Below are 14,442 nucleotides of genomic sequence, written 5' to 3'. Positions count from 1 at the left end.
AGCGGTGGGCGCCATTGCTCTGTACGCGCGGCCGTCGAAGGACTTCGAGGCCAAGCTGGCGGAAACGCAGCAGCTGCTGGTGCGCGCTGCCTCCGAATACGCCGGCAGCCTCAAGCAGGCTTCCAGCCTGGGCGCCGAGGACGTCGTCGTCACGCACCTGATCAACAGCCTGGCACTGGACATCCCGGTGTTCGTGCTGGAGACGGGTGCGCTGCACGCGGAGACGCTGGCGCTGCTGGAACGCACGCAAGCCGGCTCCCGCGCGCCGGTGGAGGTCTACCGCCCGGTGCAGGAGTCGGTGGTGCACTTCGTCGGCAAGGAAGGCAGCGACGCCATGTACCGCAGCATCGAGCTGCGCAAGGCCTGCTGCCACATTCGCAAGATGGAGCCGCTGGAGCGCGCCCTGGCCGGCCAGAAGGCCTGGATCACCGGCCTGCGCCGCGAGCAGTCGAACGCCCGCGCCGAAGTGCCGTTGGCCGACACCAGCGACGCCAGGCGCGTCAAGTTCAACCCCCTGGCCAACTGGACCTGGGGCGACGTGTGGCACTACATCAGCGCCAACAACGTCGACTACAACCCGCTGCACGACGATTTCTATCCCAGCATCGGCTGCGCGCCGTGCACGCGCGCGATCGCGGTCGGCGAGGACTTCCGCGCCGGCCGCTGGTGGTGGGAGGACGAGAAGGCCAAGGAATGCGGCCTGCATGTGAAGCAAGAAGAGAAAGTGGCCGCATGAACGCCCGTACCGAACCGCAACTGCTCTCGCGCATCTCCAACCGCCACCTCGACGCGCTGGAAGAGGAAGCCATCTTCATCCTGCGTGAAGTGGCCGGCGCCTTCGAGCGCCCCGCGCTGCTGTTCTCCGGCGGCAAGGATTCGCTGGTGATGCTGAAGCTCGCCGAAAAGGCTTTCGGCAGCGGCCGCATTCCCTACCCGCTGCTGATGGTCGATACCGGCCACAACTTCCCCGAGGTCACGGACTTCCGTGATTACCGGGCGCAGCAGCTCGGCGCGAAGCTGATCGTGCGGACGCTGGAGGATTCGATTGCCCGCGGCACCGTGCGCCTGTCGCGCCCCGACGAGAGCCGCAACCCGCACCAGTCGGTGACCTTGCTGGAAGCGATCGAGGAGTTCCGCTTCGACGCGCTGATCGGCGGCGCCCGCCGCGATGAGGAGAAGGCCCGCGCCAAGGAGCGCATCTTCTCCCACCGCGACAGCTTCGGCCAGTGGCAGCCCAAGGCGCAGCGCCCCGAGCTGTGGACGCTGTTCAACACCCGCATCCAGCCAGGCGAGCACTTCCGCGTGTTCCCCATCTCCAACTGGACCGAGCTGGACGTGTGGCAATACATCGAGCGGGAACAGATCGAGCTGCCGTCCATCTACTACGCCCATGAGCGCCAGGTGGTGGAGCGCCGCGGCCTGCTGGTCCCGGTGACCGAGCTGACGCCGCCCAAGGCGGGCGAGACGGTGGAGACGCGCACGGTGCGCTTCCGCACGGTGGGCGACATCACCTGCACCTGCCCGGTGGAAAGCGATGCGGCCGACGCCACCGACGTGGTGGCCGAAACGCTGGTGGCCGACGTCAGCGAGCGGGGCGCGACGCGGATGGACGACAAGACCTCCGACGCCTCGATGGAAAAGCGCAAGAAGGACGGGTATTTCTGATGACCACGCAAGCCCACGACCACGACGCCGCGCTGCGCTTCATCACCTGCGGTTCGGTCGATGACGGCAAGAGCACGCTGATCGGCCGCCTGCTGGTGGACAGCCGCACCGTGCTGCAGGACCAGCTGGCCTCCGTCTCCAAGTCGGGCGAGACCGACCTGGCGCTGCTGACCGACGGCCTGTCCGCCGAACGCGAACAGGGCATCACGATCGACGTGGCCTACCGCTACTTCGCCACGCCAGCGCGCAAGTTCATCATCGGTGACGCGCCCGGCCACGAGCAGTACACCCGCAACATGGTGACCGCCGCTTCCAGCGCCGACGCCGCCGTGGTGCTGGTGGACGCCACCAAGCTGAAGTGGCAGAACCCCGGCCTGGAGCTGCTGCCCCAGACCCGCCGCCACACGCTGCTGTGCAACCTGCTGCGCGTGCCGTCCATCGTGTTCGCCGTCAACAAACTGGACGCGGTGGAGGACGCCAAGACCGCCTTCACCAACATCCGCGGCGCGCTGGAGGACTTCACCGAGGCCGCCGGCATCCAGGCCGGCGCCATCGTGCCGATCTCCGCGCTGAAGGGCCACAACGTGGTCGAGCCGCAGCCCGGCTGGGCCGGCTACGAAGGCCCGTCGCTGCTGGCGCTGCTGGAACAGCTGGACGTGACGCCCGCCGAGACCGAGGAAGCTTTCGCCTTCCCGGTGCAGTGGGTGGAGAAGTTCTCCTCTTCCGCCGACACCAGCCAGGGCCGTCGCGTCTTCTGGGGCCGTGTGGCCACCGGCGAGGTGCAGCCCGGCCAACAGGTCACCGTGCTGCCCAGTGGCCAGACCGCCACCGTGGCCCAGGTGCTGGACCACGCGCGCGAGCCCAAGGCCGTCGAAGCCCGCCACAGCGCCGGCATCATCCTGGACCGCGAAGTGGACGTTTCCCGCGGCGACTGGCTGCTGGCGCCCGGCGCCTTTGCCCCCAGCCGTGAGATTTCCGCCACGGTCGCCTGGCTCGACGACGAGCCGCTGGTCGCCGGCCGCACCTACTGGGCGCTGCATGGGCACCGCTGGGTCAAGGCCAAGGTCAAGCGCATCGTGCACAAGCTGGACGTGAATACGCTGGCGGAACAGGACGCCAACCACCTGGAACCCAATGGCATCGGCCACGTCGAACTGGCCCTGCAGGAACCCCTGGTGACCCTGCCCTACGCCCGCTCGCGCGCCCTGGGCGCCCTGGTCCTGGTGGACACCGCTTCGCACAAGACCTCCGGAGCAGTGCTGGTTCGTTGATCGAACCGGGGGAGTTTTCTCCAAAACCAAATAAAATCAAGGGTTTTCCCCCGACCCTCGCGTTACAACAATGACCCACGTCGTCACCGAATCCTGTATCCGCTGCAAGTACACCGACTGCGTGGACGTCTGTCCCGTGGACTGCTTCCGCGAGGGGCCGAACATGCTCGTCATCGACCCCGACGAGTGCATCGACTGCGCGGTGTGCATCCCCGAGTGCCCGGTCAACGCGATCTATGCCGAAGAGGACGTGCCCGCGGACCAGGTCGCGTTCATCAAGATCAACGCGGAACTGACCCACGCCGCCGGCTGGAAGAGCATCACCAAGCGCAAGCCGGCCCTGCCGGACGCCGAAGAATGGAAGGACAAGACTGACAAGCTCAAGGAGCTGGTCAAGTAAGGCATCATGGAACTGCAACTCAACGAAGAAGTGATCAAGACCGCCGCCGCGCATGACGGCCCGATCGAGACCGACGCCATCATCGTGGGCGCCGGTCCCGTCGGCCTGTTCCAGGTGTTCGAACTCGGCCTGCTCGAGATCAAGGCACACGTCATCGACTCGCTCGCCTACCCCGGCGGCCAGCCGATCGAGCTGTATCCGGACAAGCCGATCTACGACATCCCGGCGATCCCGGTGTGCACCGGCAAGGAACTCACCGACGCGTTGCTGAAGCAGATCGAGCCCTTCGGCGCGACCTTCCACCTGGGCCAGACGGTCTCGGTGGTGCAGAAGCAGGACGACGGCCGCTTCTACGTCGAGACGTCCAAGGGCACGCAGTTCCTCACCAAGACCATCTTCATCGCCGCCGGCGTCGGCGCCTTCGAGCCCAAGCAGCTGAAGGTGGACGGCCTGCAGAAGTACGACGGCACGCAGCTGTCGTACCGCGTGAAGAACCCGGCGGAATACGCCGGCAAGAACCTGCTGATCGTCGGCGGCGGCGACTCCGCCCTCGACTGGGCGCTGAACTTCTGCGGCGGCAACGACAACGGCAACCCGCACAAGGCGGAGAGCGTGATCCTCGTGCACCGCCGCGACGGCTTCCGCGCCGCGCCCGCTTCCGTGGCCAAGATGCACGAACTGTGCGAAGCCATGGAGATGCAGTTCATCGTGGGCCAGGTCACCGGCATCGAGGAAAAGGACGGGCAGCTCGTGGGCGCCAAGGTCACCGGCGGTGACGGCGTGACGCGCGTGGTGCCGACCGATGCGGTGCTGGTCTTCTTCGGCCTGTCGCCGAAGCTGGGCCCGATCGCCGAGTGGGGCCTGGACATCGAGCGCAAACAGCTGAAGGTGGACACCGAGAAGTTCTCGACCAACGTGCCGGGCATCTTTGCGGTGGGCGACATCAACACCTACCCGGGCAAGAAGAAGCTGATCCTCTCCGGCTTCCACGAATGCGCGCTGGCCGCCTTCGCCGCCGCGCCCTTCATCTTCCCGGACAAGAAGATCCACCTGCAGTACACGACCACCAGCCCGAAGCTGCACAAGGTGCTGGGCGTCGAGACGCCCGTCTTCGACTGACGATTCGCTGAATCACGGTCGAGCCCTCCGGACTCGGCCGCTTTTCCGCATATAATCGAAGGCTTGTTCCCCGATAGCTCAGTTGGTAGAGCGCCGGACTGTTAATCCGTAGGTCCCTGGTTCGAGCCCAGGTCGGGGAGCCAAGAGAAAGCTGAAAGGCCTCGCTTCGCGGCGAGGCCTTTTCAATCATCGCCGACATATTCCCCGATAGCTCAGTCGGTAGAGCGCCGGACTGTTAATCCGTAGGTCCCTGGTTCGAGCCCAGGTCGGGGAGCCAAGCCAAACAGGAGCTCGCAGCGCACGCTGCGAGCTCCTGTTTTTTCATGCGCCGACGGCTCAGTAGTTGATGCCGGCGTGGAAGCGGGCCTGCATGGCACGTTCCTCGTCCTCGCTGAGGCCGGGGTCGCCCAGCACGATGTCGACCTTCTCGATCTCGCCGCTGAAGGCGAAAGGCGGCCGGTAGGCGTTGCACACCGGCGAGCCGGTGTCGCAGCCGACCCCGAAGGTGTCGATGCCGAAGCGGCCGGCTACGGTGCGCTCAATGCGCTTCCTGCCCACCACCTTGTCGTTGACGAACAGCACGGCCTCGCCGCCCTTGCCACCGCCGCCGCCGTCGTAGCGGAACTCGAAGGACACCTTCGACTTTCCCTTCGGCAGCGGCCTGCCGGACTCGATGCTCGTGCGCTCGAGCTCGAAGAAGTTGTAGTGGTAGCAGGGCTTGCCGTCCTTCACGTAGAGGACGAAGCCGGCCGACTGCCCGCCTTCGGCCAGCAGCACGCCATCGCCCTCGCGCGCGATCGACACGTCGATGCGGTGCGACCGGTTCTTCGTGTTCGGGGCAGCCGTCTCGGCCAGCCGCACGGCGCCCGGGTAGTAGGTGAACTGCCGCCGCTTCGGGTCGGCGCCGCCCGACGGCGGCTTCGGGATCGACAGGCGCTCGGCGCCGCGGTCGTCCATCGGGTACACGCCGTACTTGCGGCACTCCTGCTCGAAGGTCTTCTGCAAGGCGGCCAGCTTCCTGGGGAACCTGGCGGCCAGGTCGGTGTTCTCGCTGTAGTCCTCGTCGAGGTTGTACAGCTCCCAGCGGTCCTTGTCCCAGTTGCCCGGCGCGAAGTCCTGCCGCCACGGGAAGGTGTGCTGGGCACAGGCAATCCAGCCCTTGTCGTAGATGGCACGGTTGCTGAAGATCTCGAAGTACTGGCGCTCGCGCACCGGCTTGGCGTTCTTCGACTTGAAGGTGGCCGCGATCGACACGCCATCCATGCGCTTCTGCTTGATCCCGTTCACCGTCTTGGGCGCGGGAATGCTCGCGACGTCGAGGATGGTGGGGACGATGTCGATCAGGTGCGTGAAGTGGCTGCGGATGCCGCCCTTGTCCCTGATCTTCGCCGGCCACGACACGACCATCGGGTTGCGGCTGCCGCCGAAATGGCTGGCCACCTGCTTCACCCACTGGAAGGGCGCGTTGCCCGCCCAGGCCCAGCCCAGCGGATAGTGCGGTTCGGTGTCGGGCGCGCCGATGTCGTCGATGCGCTTCAGGTTGTCCTCGAGGTTCGACGGGATGCCATTGAGGTTCATGACCTCGTTGACGGTGCCGGTGAAGCCGCCTTCCGAACTGGCGCCGTTGTCGCCGACGATGTAGAAGACCAGCGTGTTGTCCGCGTCGGGCAGCGCCTCCACGGCGTCCAGCAGGCGGCCGCACTCGTGGTCGGCGAAGGACAGGTAGCCGGCGAAGTTCTCCATGAAGCGCGCGTAGAGCCGGCGCTCGTCGGCCGACAGCTCGTCCCAGGGCTTCACCCACTCGGGCCGCGGCGTGTTCGCTGTGCCCTTGGGGATCACGCCCAGCTTCAACTGGCGCTGGTAGGTTTCCTCGCGCACCTGGTCCCAGCCCTGGTCGAACTGGCCCTTGAACTTTTCGCGCCACGCCTTCGGTGCGTGGTGCGGCGCGTGGGCCGCGCCGGGCGCGAAGTACAGCAGGACCGGCTTGTCCGGGTTGACCGCCTTGCTGTAACGCAGCCAGCCGATCGCCCGGTCCGTCATGTCGGTCATGAAGTGGTAGCCCTCTTCCGGCGACCGGTCCGGTTCGACGGGCTTCGTGTTCTCGAACAGCACCGGGTAGTACTGGTGCGTCTCGCCGCCGACGAAGCCATAGAAATAGTCGAAGCCCAGGCCGGTGGGCCAGCGGTCGAACGGCCCCACGACGCTCGACTCCCAGTCCGGCGTGTTGTGGTTCTTGCCGAACCATGAGGTGTTGTAGCCGTTGTCCTTGAGCAGCCGCCCTATCGTGGCCGTGCTCTGCGGGAGCATGCAGTTGTACGACGGGAAGCCGGTGGCCCACTCGGCCAGGAAGCCCGACCCGCAGTTGTGGTGGTTGCGCCCGGTGATAAGCGCCGCCCGCGACGGCCCGCAGATGGCCGTGGTGTGGAAGCGGTTGTAGCGCAGCCCGCTGGCCGCCAGCTTCTCCAGGCAAGGCGTGGGCACCGGGCCGCCGAAGGTGCTCACCTGGCCGAAGCCGACGTCGTCCAGCAGGATGATCACGACGTTGGGGGCACCCTTCGGCGCCTTGGGCAGCGCCGGCCATTCCTGCTTCGACTCCTTGTAGGTCTTGCCGATCTTGCCGTGGAAAGGCGCGTCCGGCAGCGGCAGCGCCGTTCGGTCGCCCGCCTTGGCGCGGGCTGGCCTGGCTTGCGCCTTCGTCGTGGTCTTGCGGGTCGTCATGCTTCGGGCAGCGGCGCCTGATTGTTCGGGTTCACGCGAACCGCGCCTTGGGCATCGAGCGCACGCGCAGCCCCAGCGCCACCAGCAGCACCCCGAACACCACGGCGTACGAGGCAATCAGCCACACCACGGCCAGCGCCCCGCCCGCCGGGCTCATGAGCAGCACGACGCCGAAGGCCACCGAAGCGATGCCGGCGAGCGCGAGCCACCATTCGTTCTCGATCACCTTGCGCAGCTGGATCGCTTCGACGATCTCGAAGATGCCGGTGACGATGGCCCAGGCCGCGATCAGGTACAGCAGGACGACCGCCGTGAGGCCCGGGAAGAAGAACGCGCCCGCGGCCGCGGCGATGCTGACGAGGCCCTCGAGCGTCAGTACCCACCACGGCGCGCCGCCGGTCCCGGTCACCGCTGCGCCCAGGGCCAGGATGCCGCCGACGAAGGCGTAGCCGCCCCACAGGAACACCAGCGCGCCCAGCGTCACGTGCGGCCAGGCGAAGGCAAGCACGCCGAAGACGATCGAGCAGAGGCCCCGCAACACGAGCAACCACCAGTTCTTCGCGACGAAATCGAGCATGGGTCACCCTCCTTGCGAGACCCGACTATTCCGTCCCCCTGCCCGGCCTGCCATGGGACCTTGGGCCCACCAGGGCGGCAGGGCCTTTGCGCGCGGACACGGCAGGGGTGGTACCGTCCGGCCACCATGTCCCGGCGCAAGCATGCGGTGCTCGCGGCGCTCGTCGCGCTGGGCAGCGTCGCGTCCGGCGCCGAACTCTCGCGCGACCAGGTCGTGCAGGCGCTCACGGCTGAAAGCGCCGACTTCAATGGCAAGGACCTCTCCGATCTCGACCTGAGCGGCCTCGACCTGCGCCGCGCCAGCTTCCGCGGCACCAGCCTGTTCGGGACGAAGCTCGTGTCGGCCGACCTGCGCGGCGCCGACCTCGCGGGCGCCAACCTCAATGGCGCCTGGTTGATGGGCGCGGACTTCACCGGTGCGCAGTTGCGTGAGGCCAGCCTGCTGTCGGTGGTGGTGCTCGGGGGCACGGTGCGCAAGATGCCCACCTTCAAGGGCGCCAACCTGCGCGGAACGAAGATCATCGCGGACCTGCCGGGCGCGGACCTGAGCGGCGCCGACCTCGGCCAGGCGCGCATCGGCGTCAACATCAAGAACCAGGGCATGGGCCAGATGCGCACCGACCTCACGGGCGCGAACCTCTCCGGCGTGAATCTCGAAGGCGCGGACCTGAACCGCTCGCTGCTCGCTTTCGCCAACCTGCGCGGCAGCAACCTGCGCGGCGCGAACCTGTTCCGCGCGCGCCTGGCCGGCGCGGACCTGGGCGGAGCCGACGTCGCCGGCGCCGACTTCACCGAAGCCGACCTGGCCGGGACCATCCTGCGCGGCGCGACAGGGCTGGCCGAGGCCAAGGGACTGGAGCACGCGGAAAACCTGGACCGTGCGCTGCGTTGAAGTGAAGGCGTCTTTGTCCGTCCTGGCTTAAGCCATTCGGATGACACGAAGCCGCGTGCCCGGCCGGAGGCCGGAAGACAGAATGTCCCCATGACCGAGCTCTATGCCACCCTGCTGTCCTGGGCCGTGACCTTGTCCGGCTACCCCGCGCCCACCGAACCTCCGGTCGTGGTGCCCAAGCCGCACGAGTTCTTCGTCCAGCAGGCCTGCCACGGGCAGGAATGCAAGGTGCTCGGCTGGTACGCCGGCGGCCACAACCTGTACGTCGACGAAGCGCTGGACCCGGAGAACAACCTGTTCGCCAGTTCGGTCGTGGTGCACGAAATGGTCCACTACCTGCAGGCCGTGGCCCGCGGCGACGACGCGCTCCGCGACGGCGCAGCCTTCCGCGTCGCACCGTCCTGCACCGAGATCGTGAGCTGGGAACGCCAAGCCTACGCCGTGCAGCGCGAGTACATCATGCGCTACGGCGCCTACCTGCCCATCGGCGTGTCGATGGCGCACGTGCAATGCGAGGCCGAGGACGCGCCGCAACGCTGAACTGCGTCACGCCTGGATCAAGCCCCAGCGCAGCGCCACCAGCGTGAGCTCCGACTGGTTGCTCGCCCCCAGCTTCTGCTTCACGTGGTACAGGTGCGTCCCCACCGTGCTGGGCGACACCTTCAGGTTCTCCGCCACCTGCGCCACGCTGGCGCCGCGCGCGAGCTGCACGAACACCGAGAACTCGCGTTCGCTCAGCACGTCGGCCGGGCTGCCGCCGCCTTCCAGCTGCGCCATCGCCAAGGCCTGCGCCGTCTGCGGGTCGACGTAGCGCTCGCCGCGCGCCACCGTGCGGACCGCGGTGGCCAGCGCTTCCGGCGCGCTGCGCTTGGCCAGGTAGCCCAGGGCGCCGGCGCGCAGCACCCGGCTCGAATGCGCCGTGTCCTCGTGCGCGGACAAGGCGAGCACGCGGACCTTCGCGTCCTGCGCGAGCAGGCGCCGCACGGCCTCGATGCCGCCCATGCCGGGCATCGACAGGTCCATCACCACCACGTCGGGCCTGACGCGCGCATAGTCCTGGCAGGCCTGCTCGCCATCGCCGGCTTCGGCGACCACTTCCACCTGCGCGTCCGCGAGCAGCATGCGAAAGCCCATGCGCACGAGCGCATGGTCGTCCACCAGCATCACGCGGATCACGCGAGCGCCTCCGCGGCTTCGTCCACCGGCACGCTGACTTGCAGGCGCACGCCGCCCGTGCTGCCCCGCTCGACGCTGCAACTGCCACCCACCGACTCCACCCGCTCGGCCAGCCAGCGCAGGCCGCGCTGGCCGCGGTGCTCGGGCCAGTCCGCCGGCAAGCCGCGGCCGTCGTCCAGCAGCTGCAGTTCGATGCCATCGGCGACGACGCGCAGCTGCAGCCGCAACGTCCGCGCCTGGCCGTGGCGCAGCGCATTGGTGATGCCCTCCTGCGCCGCCCGGTACAGCGTCAGCGCCACTTCGGCCGAAGGCCGGGCATCGGCGAGCTGGGCATCGAGTTCGATGCGCACGTCAGGATGGCTGCGGCGCGTGCGCTCGACCAGGTCGGCCAAGGCCTCACGCAGGCCGAAGTTGTCCAGCACCAGGGGCGCCAGGCGCGGAATCAGCCCGTGCATCGCCTCGTAGAGACGCGAGGATTCATCGGCAATGACGCGCGCCGCGCGCTCCGATTCGGCGTCGATGCCGCGCGCACGCTGCGCAATCGACAAGGCCATGCTGCGGATGGCGGTGACCGACTGGCCCAATTCGTCGTGCAGCTCGCGTGCGATGCTGCGCCGCTCCTGCTCGATCTGGCCGGCCACCCAGTGCGCGAGTTCGCGGCTGTCGTTCAGCTCGCGCTCGGCGATGGCGGCGCGGCGCTCGCTTTCGATGTTCCGCCGCAGCATGCCCACCATGCGGTTGAAGGCCTCGCCAATGGCGCCCGCCTCCTTGCCGGGCAGGCGCGGCAGCTCCGTGTCGAAGCGGCCCGTCTCCACTTCGTTCAGCGCGACCACGATGCGGCCGAAGGGACGCACGGCCCGGCCCACCAGCCAGAACACCGCGGCATTGGCGGCCAGCAGCACCAGCAAGGACTGGCCCATGAGCGGGACGAACTCGTCCCAGGCGTCGAGCGCGGCACGCGAGGCGTTGGAGCGCACGGTCAGCGTGCCGTCGGGGAACTGGATGCTCTGCGACGAAGGCGGCGGCGAGATCAGGTCTTCGAACCAGTCCGGCGCATTGCGCCCCTCCTTGTAAGTGGACGGCGGCGAGCGGTACAGCTCGGCACCGGCGGCGTCGACCAGCGTGATGTCGTTGGAGCGCACCCGGCCCATGCCTTCGAGGTAAGCGCGCAAGGCCTCAGGCCCTTGCGCGGCCGCGCCCCACACCGCGCGCCGCAGCATCTGCGCCGCCACCCGGTTGGCGGCCACCACTTCCTCGTTGACCGACTTGCGCATGCCGTCGAACTGCTCCGCCAGCAGGGCGACGAGGAACAGCAGCGTCAGCGCGCCGACGATCAGGTGGATCTTCAATCGCAGGGTCATGGCCGGGCCCCTCCCCGAGCGCATGGTACGGCTGCGCGGCATGGGCGGCAAAACGCGATTCATGAAAATCATGAGGCAGGATTCATGCCGCGAGGGCTGGGCGGACCCGCACGGTCCGGCGACCATGGCCATCCCCTTTTCCAGGAGATCGACCATGAAGTGGCAAACCCCGCAGGCCCAGGACTTCCGGTTCGGGTTCGAAATCACGATGTACATCGCGGCCCGCTGAGGGGGCGCCGCCGGCCGTTGCCCATGCGGATCACCATCCTCGGCAGCGCCGCCGGCGGCGGTTTCCCCCAGTGGAACTGCAATTGCCGCAACTGCGCCGGCGTGCGCGGCGGCACGGTGCGCGCGAAGCCGCGTACCCAGTCCTCGATCTTCGTTCGCGCCGATGCCGGCGTGGACGGCATTCTCTTCAATGCGTCGCCGGACATCCTGGAGCAGATCCGTGCGCGGCCGGCGCTGCAGCCGGGCCGCAAGGTCCGCGACACGGCCATCGCCGGCGTCGTGCTCGTCGACGGCCAGGTGGACCACGCGACCGGGCTCCTGATGCTGCGCGAACGCGGCTCGCCCCTGCCCATCTGGTGCACCGAAGCAGTCGCCGCCGACCTGCGGCAGGGGTTGCCGCTGTTCGAGGTGCTGCGCCACTATTGCGGCGTCGAGTCCCATGGGGTCTCGCCGGACGGCCCGGGTTTCGAGCTGCCGGGCGTGCCCGGCATCGTGCTGCGTGCCCTCGCCCTGGCCGGCAAGGCCGCGCCCTATTCTCCGCACCGCCAGCAAGGCACGCCGGGCGACAACATCGCTGTGGTCATCGCGGACCGCCAGCGCGGCACCTCGGCGTTCTATGCGCCCGGCCTCATGGAGATCAGCCCGCCGGTGTTCGACGCCATGTGCACCGCCGACGCGGTGCTGGTGGACGGCACCTTCTGGACCGACGACGAAATGATCCGCCTCGGCCTGTCGCGGCACCGGGCCCGCGACATCGGCCACCTGGCCCTGTCCGGCAACGGCGGCATGCTGGACTGGCTCGCGCGCCTGCCGTCCCCTACCCGGCGCTTCCTCATCCACGTCAACAACACCAACCCCATCCTCGACGAGGACTCGCCCGAACGCGCCGCGCTGGCGGCGGCCGGCGTGACCGTTTGCGAGGACGGCATGGAGATCGTGCTGTGAGCAGTCCCTGGACGCGCGTCGAATTCGAGGAGCGCCTGCGCGCGCTCGGCAGCCGCTACCACATCCACCACCCCTTCAATCGCATGCTGAACGGCGGGAGGGCCACGCCCATGCAGATCCGCGGCTGGGTGGCCAACCGCTTCTATTACCAGGTGGCGATCCCGCAGAAGGACGCCGCCATCCTGGCCAACTGCCCGGACCGCGAAGTGCGGCGCGACTGGGTCCAGCGCATCCTGGACCACGACGGCTTCGAGCTGGGCGGGATCCAGGATGAAGGCGGCATCGAAGCCTGGCTGCGGCTCGCGCAAGCGACCGGCCTGGAGCGCAAAGAGGTGCAGGACCTGCGCCACGTGCTGCCGGGCGTGCGCTTCGCCGTCGATGCCTACGTCAACTTCGCGCGGCGCGCGCCCTGGCAGGAGGCGGTGTGCTCCTCGCTCACGGAGCTGTTCGCGCCGGAGATCCACCAGCAGCGGCTGGCGAACTGGCCCGAGCAATATCCGTGGATCGAGTCACAAGGCCTGGACTATTTCCGCCAGCGGGTGAGCCGCGCGCGCCGCGACGTCGAGCAGGGCCTGGCGATCACGCTGGCGCACTTCGACACGCACGCGCTGCAGCAGCGCGCGCTGGAAGTGCTGCAGTTCAAGCTGGACGTGCTGTGGGCGATGAACGATTCCATGGCCCAGGGCTACGGCGTGTCATGACGGCCAGCGATGTCCCGCGCCTAGGCAGCGGCTTCCGCCTTCAATGGGAAGCCGCGCAGGACTGCCACGTGCTGCTCTACCCCGAAGGCATGGTGAAGCTGAACCAGAGCGCGGGCGAGATCCTGAAGCGTTGCGACGGCCAGCGCACCGCCGGCGAGATCGTCACCGACCTGGAGACGGCGTTCGACACCGCGGGCCTGGCGCCGGACGTGTTCGCGTTCATGGACATCGCGGCGCAGCAGCGCTGGATCGCCTGGGACTGAGGCCATGGCAGTTCCCGGCCCTCCGCTCTGGCTGCTGGCCGAACTGACCTACCGCTGCCCGCTGCACTGCGTGTTCTGCTTCAACCCGCTGGACTTCGCGAAGCACGGGGACGAACTGGGCACGGCCGACTGGCTGCGCGTGTTGCGTGAAGCGCGCGCGTTGGGCGCGGTGCAGCTGGGCCTGTCCGGCGGCGAGCCGCTGCTGCGCGATGACCTGGAGGAGATCGTCGCCGAAGGCCGGCGCCTGGGCTTCTACACCAACCTCCTGACCTCCGGCGTCGGCCTGACCGCGGAACGGGCCCAGGCCTTGAAGCAGGCGGGACTGGACCACGTGCAGCTGTCCTTCCAGGACTCCACCCGCGAGATGAACGACTTCCTCTCGCACACGAAGACCTTCGAGCTGAAGAGCCGGGTGGCGGCGCTCGTCAAGGAACAGGGCTGGCCGATGGTGCTGAACGTGGTGATCCACCGCATGAACATCGACCACGTCGACCGCATCATCGAGATGGCACACGCGCTCGGGGCCGAATACCTGGAGCTGGCCAACACGCAGTACTACTCCTGGGCCTTCCTGAACCGCTCGCAGCTGCTGCCCACGCATGAACAACTGCGGCGAGCCGAGGAGCGCACCGATGCCTGGCGGGCGCGGTTGGGCACCTCCATGCGCATCTTCTTCGTGGCGCCGGACTACCACGAGGCCAAGGTCAAGCGCTGCGTGAACGGCTGGGGCAGCACGCTCTTGAACGTCGCGCCCGATGGCGTCGCCCTGCCCTGCCACACGGCCCGCATGCTGCCCGGGCTGGCTTTTCCCAACGTGCGCGAGCACGGGCTGCGTGAGATCTGGTTCGAGTCGGAGGGCTTCGCACGCTACCGCGGCACCGGCTGGATGAAGGAACCCTGTGCGAGCTGCGACCAACGCGAGATCGACCTGGGCGGCTGCCGCTGCCAGGCCTGGCTGGTGGCGCAGGATGCGCAGGCGGCCGATCCGGTCTGTCCCAAGAGTCCGCAACACGATCGCATCCGGAGCGCCGTGGCCGAGGCTGGGGTGGTTGAACGTCCGCTGGTGTTTCGCGACAAGCGCGAGTCGCTGCGGCTGGAGTGAGATGCTGGGGTCGGCTGCGCCGAAC

Annotated in this window: 16 protein-coding genes and 2 tRNA genes; 14 read left to right on the top strand and 4 right to left on the bottom strand. The window is 68.2% G+C overall.

Features of this window, described 5'->3' with window-relative positions; translation table 11 throughout:
- Nucleotides 1-4: 4 nt before the first annotated feature.
- The 7 genes from HHL11_RS17835 (at nucleotide 5) to HHL11_RS17805 (ending at nucleotide 4,732) form a co-directional block, all read left to right on the top strand.
- A complete protein-coding gene (locus HHL11_RS17835) occupies nucleotides 5-736 on the top strand; it encodes a phosphoadenylyl-sulfate reductase (protein ID WP_169419694.1) in 732 nt (243 codons plus the stop codon).
- Nucleotides 733-1,665, top strand: coding sequence for a sulfate adenylyltransferase subunit CysD (cysD, locus tag HHL11_RS17830; protein WP_169419693.1), 933 nt, complete (start codon nucleotides 733-735; stop codon nucleotides 1,663-1,665). Before HHL11_RS17835 ends, cysD begins: the two co-directional genes overlap by 4 nt.
- Nucleotides 1,665-2,936 carry a sulfate adenylyltransferase subunit 1 gene (locus HHL11_RS17825; protein WP_169419692.1) on the top strand — a complete coding sequence of 424 codons (1,272 nt, stop codon included), beginning with the start codon at nucleotides 1,665-1,667 and terminating at the stop codon, nucleotides 2,934-2,936. The genes cysD and HHL11_RS17825 overlap by 1 nt, the downstream gene beginning before the upstream one ends.
- Nucleotides 2,937-3,006: 70 nt before the next feature.
- Complete coding sequence (gene fdxA / locus HHL11_RS17820; protein WP_169419691.1) at nucleotides 3,007-3,336, top strand: ferredoxin FdxA; 330 nt, start codon at nucleotides 3,007-3,009, stop codon at nucleotides 3,334-3,336.
- A gap of 6 nt (nucleotides 3,337-3,342) precedes the next feature.
- Nucleotides 3,343-4,455 carry an NAD(P)/FAD-dependent oxidoreductase gene (locus HHL11_RS17815; protein ID WP_169419690.1) on the top strand — a complete coding sequence of 371 codons (1,113 nt, stop codon included), beginning with the start codon at nucleotides 3,343-3,345 and terminating at the stop codon, nucleotides 4,453-4,455.
- 67 nt (nucleotides 4,456-4,522) lie between these two features.
- Nucleotides 4,523-4,598, top strand: a tRNA-Asn gene (locus HHL11_RS17810).
- 58 nt (nucleotides 4,599-4,656) lie between these two features.
- Nucleotides 4,657-4,732, top strand: a tRNA-Asn gene (locus HHL11_RS17805).
- 59 nt (nucleotides 4,733-4,791) lie between these two features.
- Here HHL11_RS17805 and HHL11_RS17800 read toward each other — a convergent pair.
- Both HHL11_RS17800 and HHL11_RS17795 read right to left on the bottom strand, forming a co-directional pair.
- Complete coding sequence (locus tag HHL11_RS17800) at nucleotides 4,792-7,173, bottom strand: arylsulfatase (RefSeq protein ID WP_169419689.1); 2,382 nt, start codon at nucleotides 7,171-7,173, stop codon at nucleotides 4,792-4,794.
- A 31-nt stretch (nucleotides 7,174-7,204) separates the two neighbouring features.
- Nucleotides 7,205-7,750: an HdeD family acid-resistance protein gene (locus HHL11_RS17795; RefSeq protein WP_169419688.1), complete on the bottom strand. Its 546-nt coding sequence runs from the start codon at nucleotides 7,748-7,750 to the stop codon at nucleotides 7,205-7,207.
- Between the two features lie 126 nt (nucleotides 7,751-7,876).
- Here HHL11_RS17795 and HHL11_RS17790 point away from each other — a divergent pair, with 126 nt between their 5' ends.
- Nucleotides 7,877-8,641 carry a pentapeptide repeat-containing protein gene (locus HHL11_RS17790; protein ID WP_169419687.1) on the top strand — a complete coding sequence of 255 codons (765 nt, stop codon included), beginning with the start codon at nucleotides 7,877-7,879 and terminating at the stop codon, nucleotides 8,639-8,641.
- Nucleotides 8,642-8,731: 90 nt separating this feature from the next.
- Complete coding sequence (locus HHL11_RS17785) at nucleotides 8,732-9,181, top strand: hypothetical protein (protein WP_169419686.1); 450 nt, start codon at nucleotides 8,732-8,734, stop codon at nucleotides 9,179-9,181.
- A 6-nt stretch (nucleotides 9,182-9,187) separates the two neighbouring features.
- On the opposite strand, the gene HHL11_RS17780 is transcribed toward HHL11_RS17785, so the two are convergent.
- Together HHL11_RS17780 and HHL11_RS17775 are read right to left on the bottom strand one after the other, a co-directional pair.
- The gene (locus HHL11_RS17780) at nucleotides 9,188-9,817 is read right to left on the bottom strand and encodes a response regulator (RefSeq protein ID WP_342593233.1); all 630 of its coding nucleotides are present in this window, start codon (nucleotides 9,815-9,817) and stop codon (nucleotides 9,188-9,190) included.
- Complete coding sequence (locus HHL11_RS17775; RefSeq protein ID WP_169419685.1) at nucleotides 9,814-11,178, bottom strand: histidine kinase; 1,365 nt, start codon at nucleotides 11,176-11,178, stop codon at nucleotides 9,814-9,816. The genes HHL11_RS17780 and HHL11_RS17775 overlap by 4 nt, the downstream gene beginning before the upstream one ends.
- Here HHL11_RS17775 and pqqA point away from each other — a divergent pair.
- The 5 genes from pqqA to pqqE are packed head-to-tail and all read left to right on the top strand — an operon-like array spanning nucleotide 11,177 to nucleotide 14,417.
- Nucleotides 11,177-11,407, top strand: a complete 231-nt coding sequence (gene pqqA / locus HHL11_RS34170) for a pyrroloquinoline quinone precursor peptide PqqA (protein ID WP_205964303.1) — start codon at nucleotides 11,177-11,179, stop codon at nucleotides 11,405-11,407. The two genes, HHL11_RS17775 and pqqA, sit on opposite strands and share 2 nt — an antisense overlap.
- Before the next feature lie 23 nt (nucleotides 11,408-11,430).
- Nucleotides 11,431-12,351 carry a pyrroloquinoline quinone biosynthesis protein PqqB gene (gene pqqB, locus HHL11_RS17765; protein WP_169419684.1) on the top strand — a complete coding sequence of 307 codons (921 nt, stop codon included), beginning with the start codon at nucleotides 11,431-11,433 and terminating at the stop codon, nucleotides 12,349-12,351.
- Complete coding sequence (pqqC, locus tag HHL11_RS17760; RefSeq protein WP_169419683.1) at nucleotides 12,348-13,052, top strand: pyrroloquinoline-quinone synthase PqqC; 705 nt, start codon at nucleotides 12,348-12,350, stop codon at nucleotides 13,050-13,052. The genes pqqB and pqqC overlap by 4 nt, the downstream gene beginning before the upstream one ends.
- Nucleotides 13,049-13,315 (top strand): pyrroloquinoline quinone biosynthesis peptide chaperone PqqD, encoded by a 267-nt coding sequence (gene pqqD, locus HHL11_RS17755; RefSeq protein WP_169419682.1) that lies wholly within the window; start codon nucleotides 13,049-13,051, stop codon nucleotides 13,313-13,315. The genes pqqC and pqqD overlap by 4 nt, the downstream gene beginning before the upstream one ends.
- Nucleotides 13,316-13,319: 4 nt before the next feature.
- The gene (gene pqqE, locus HHL11_RS17750) at nucleotides 13,320-14,417 is read left to right on the top strand and encodes a pyrroloquinoline quinone biosynthesis protein PqqE (protein WP_169419681.1); all 1,098 of its coding nucleotides are present in this window, start codon (nucleotides 13,320-13,322) and stop codon (nucleotides 14,415-14,417) included.
- Nucleotides 14,418-14,442 lie beyond the last annotated feature (25 nt).

The sequence above is a fragment of the Ramlibacter agri genome, assembly GCF_012927085.1.
Classification (GTDB): Bacteria; Pseudomonadota; Gammaproteobacteria; order Burkholderiales; family Burkholderiaceae_C; genus Ramlibacter; species Ramlibacter agri.
Note: the sequence above shows the minus strand (reverse complement) of the source record. Positions and strands in the feature narration are given on the sequence as shown.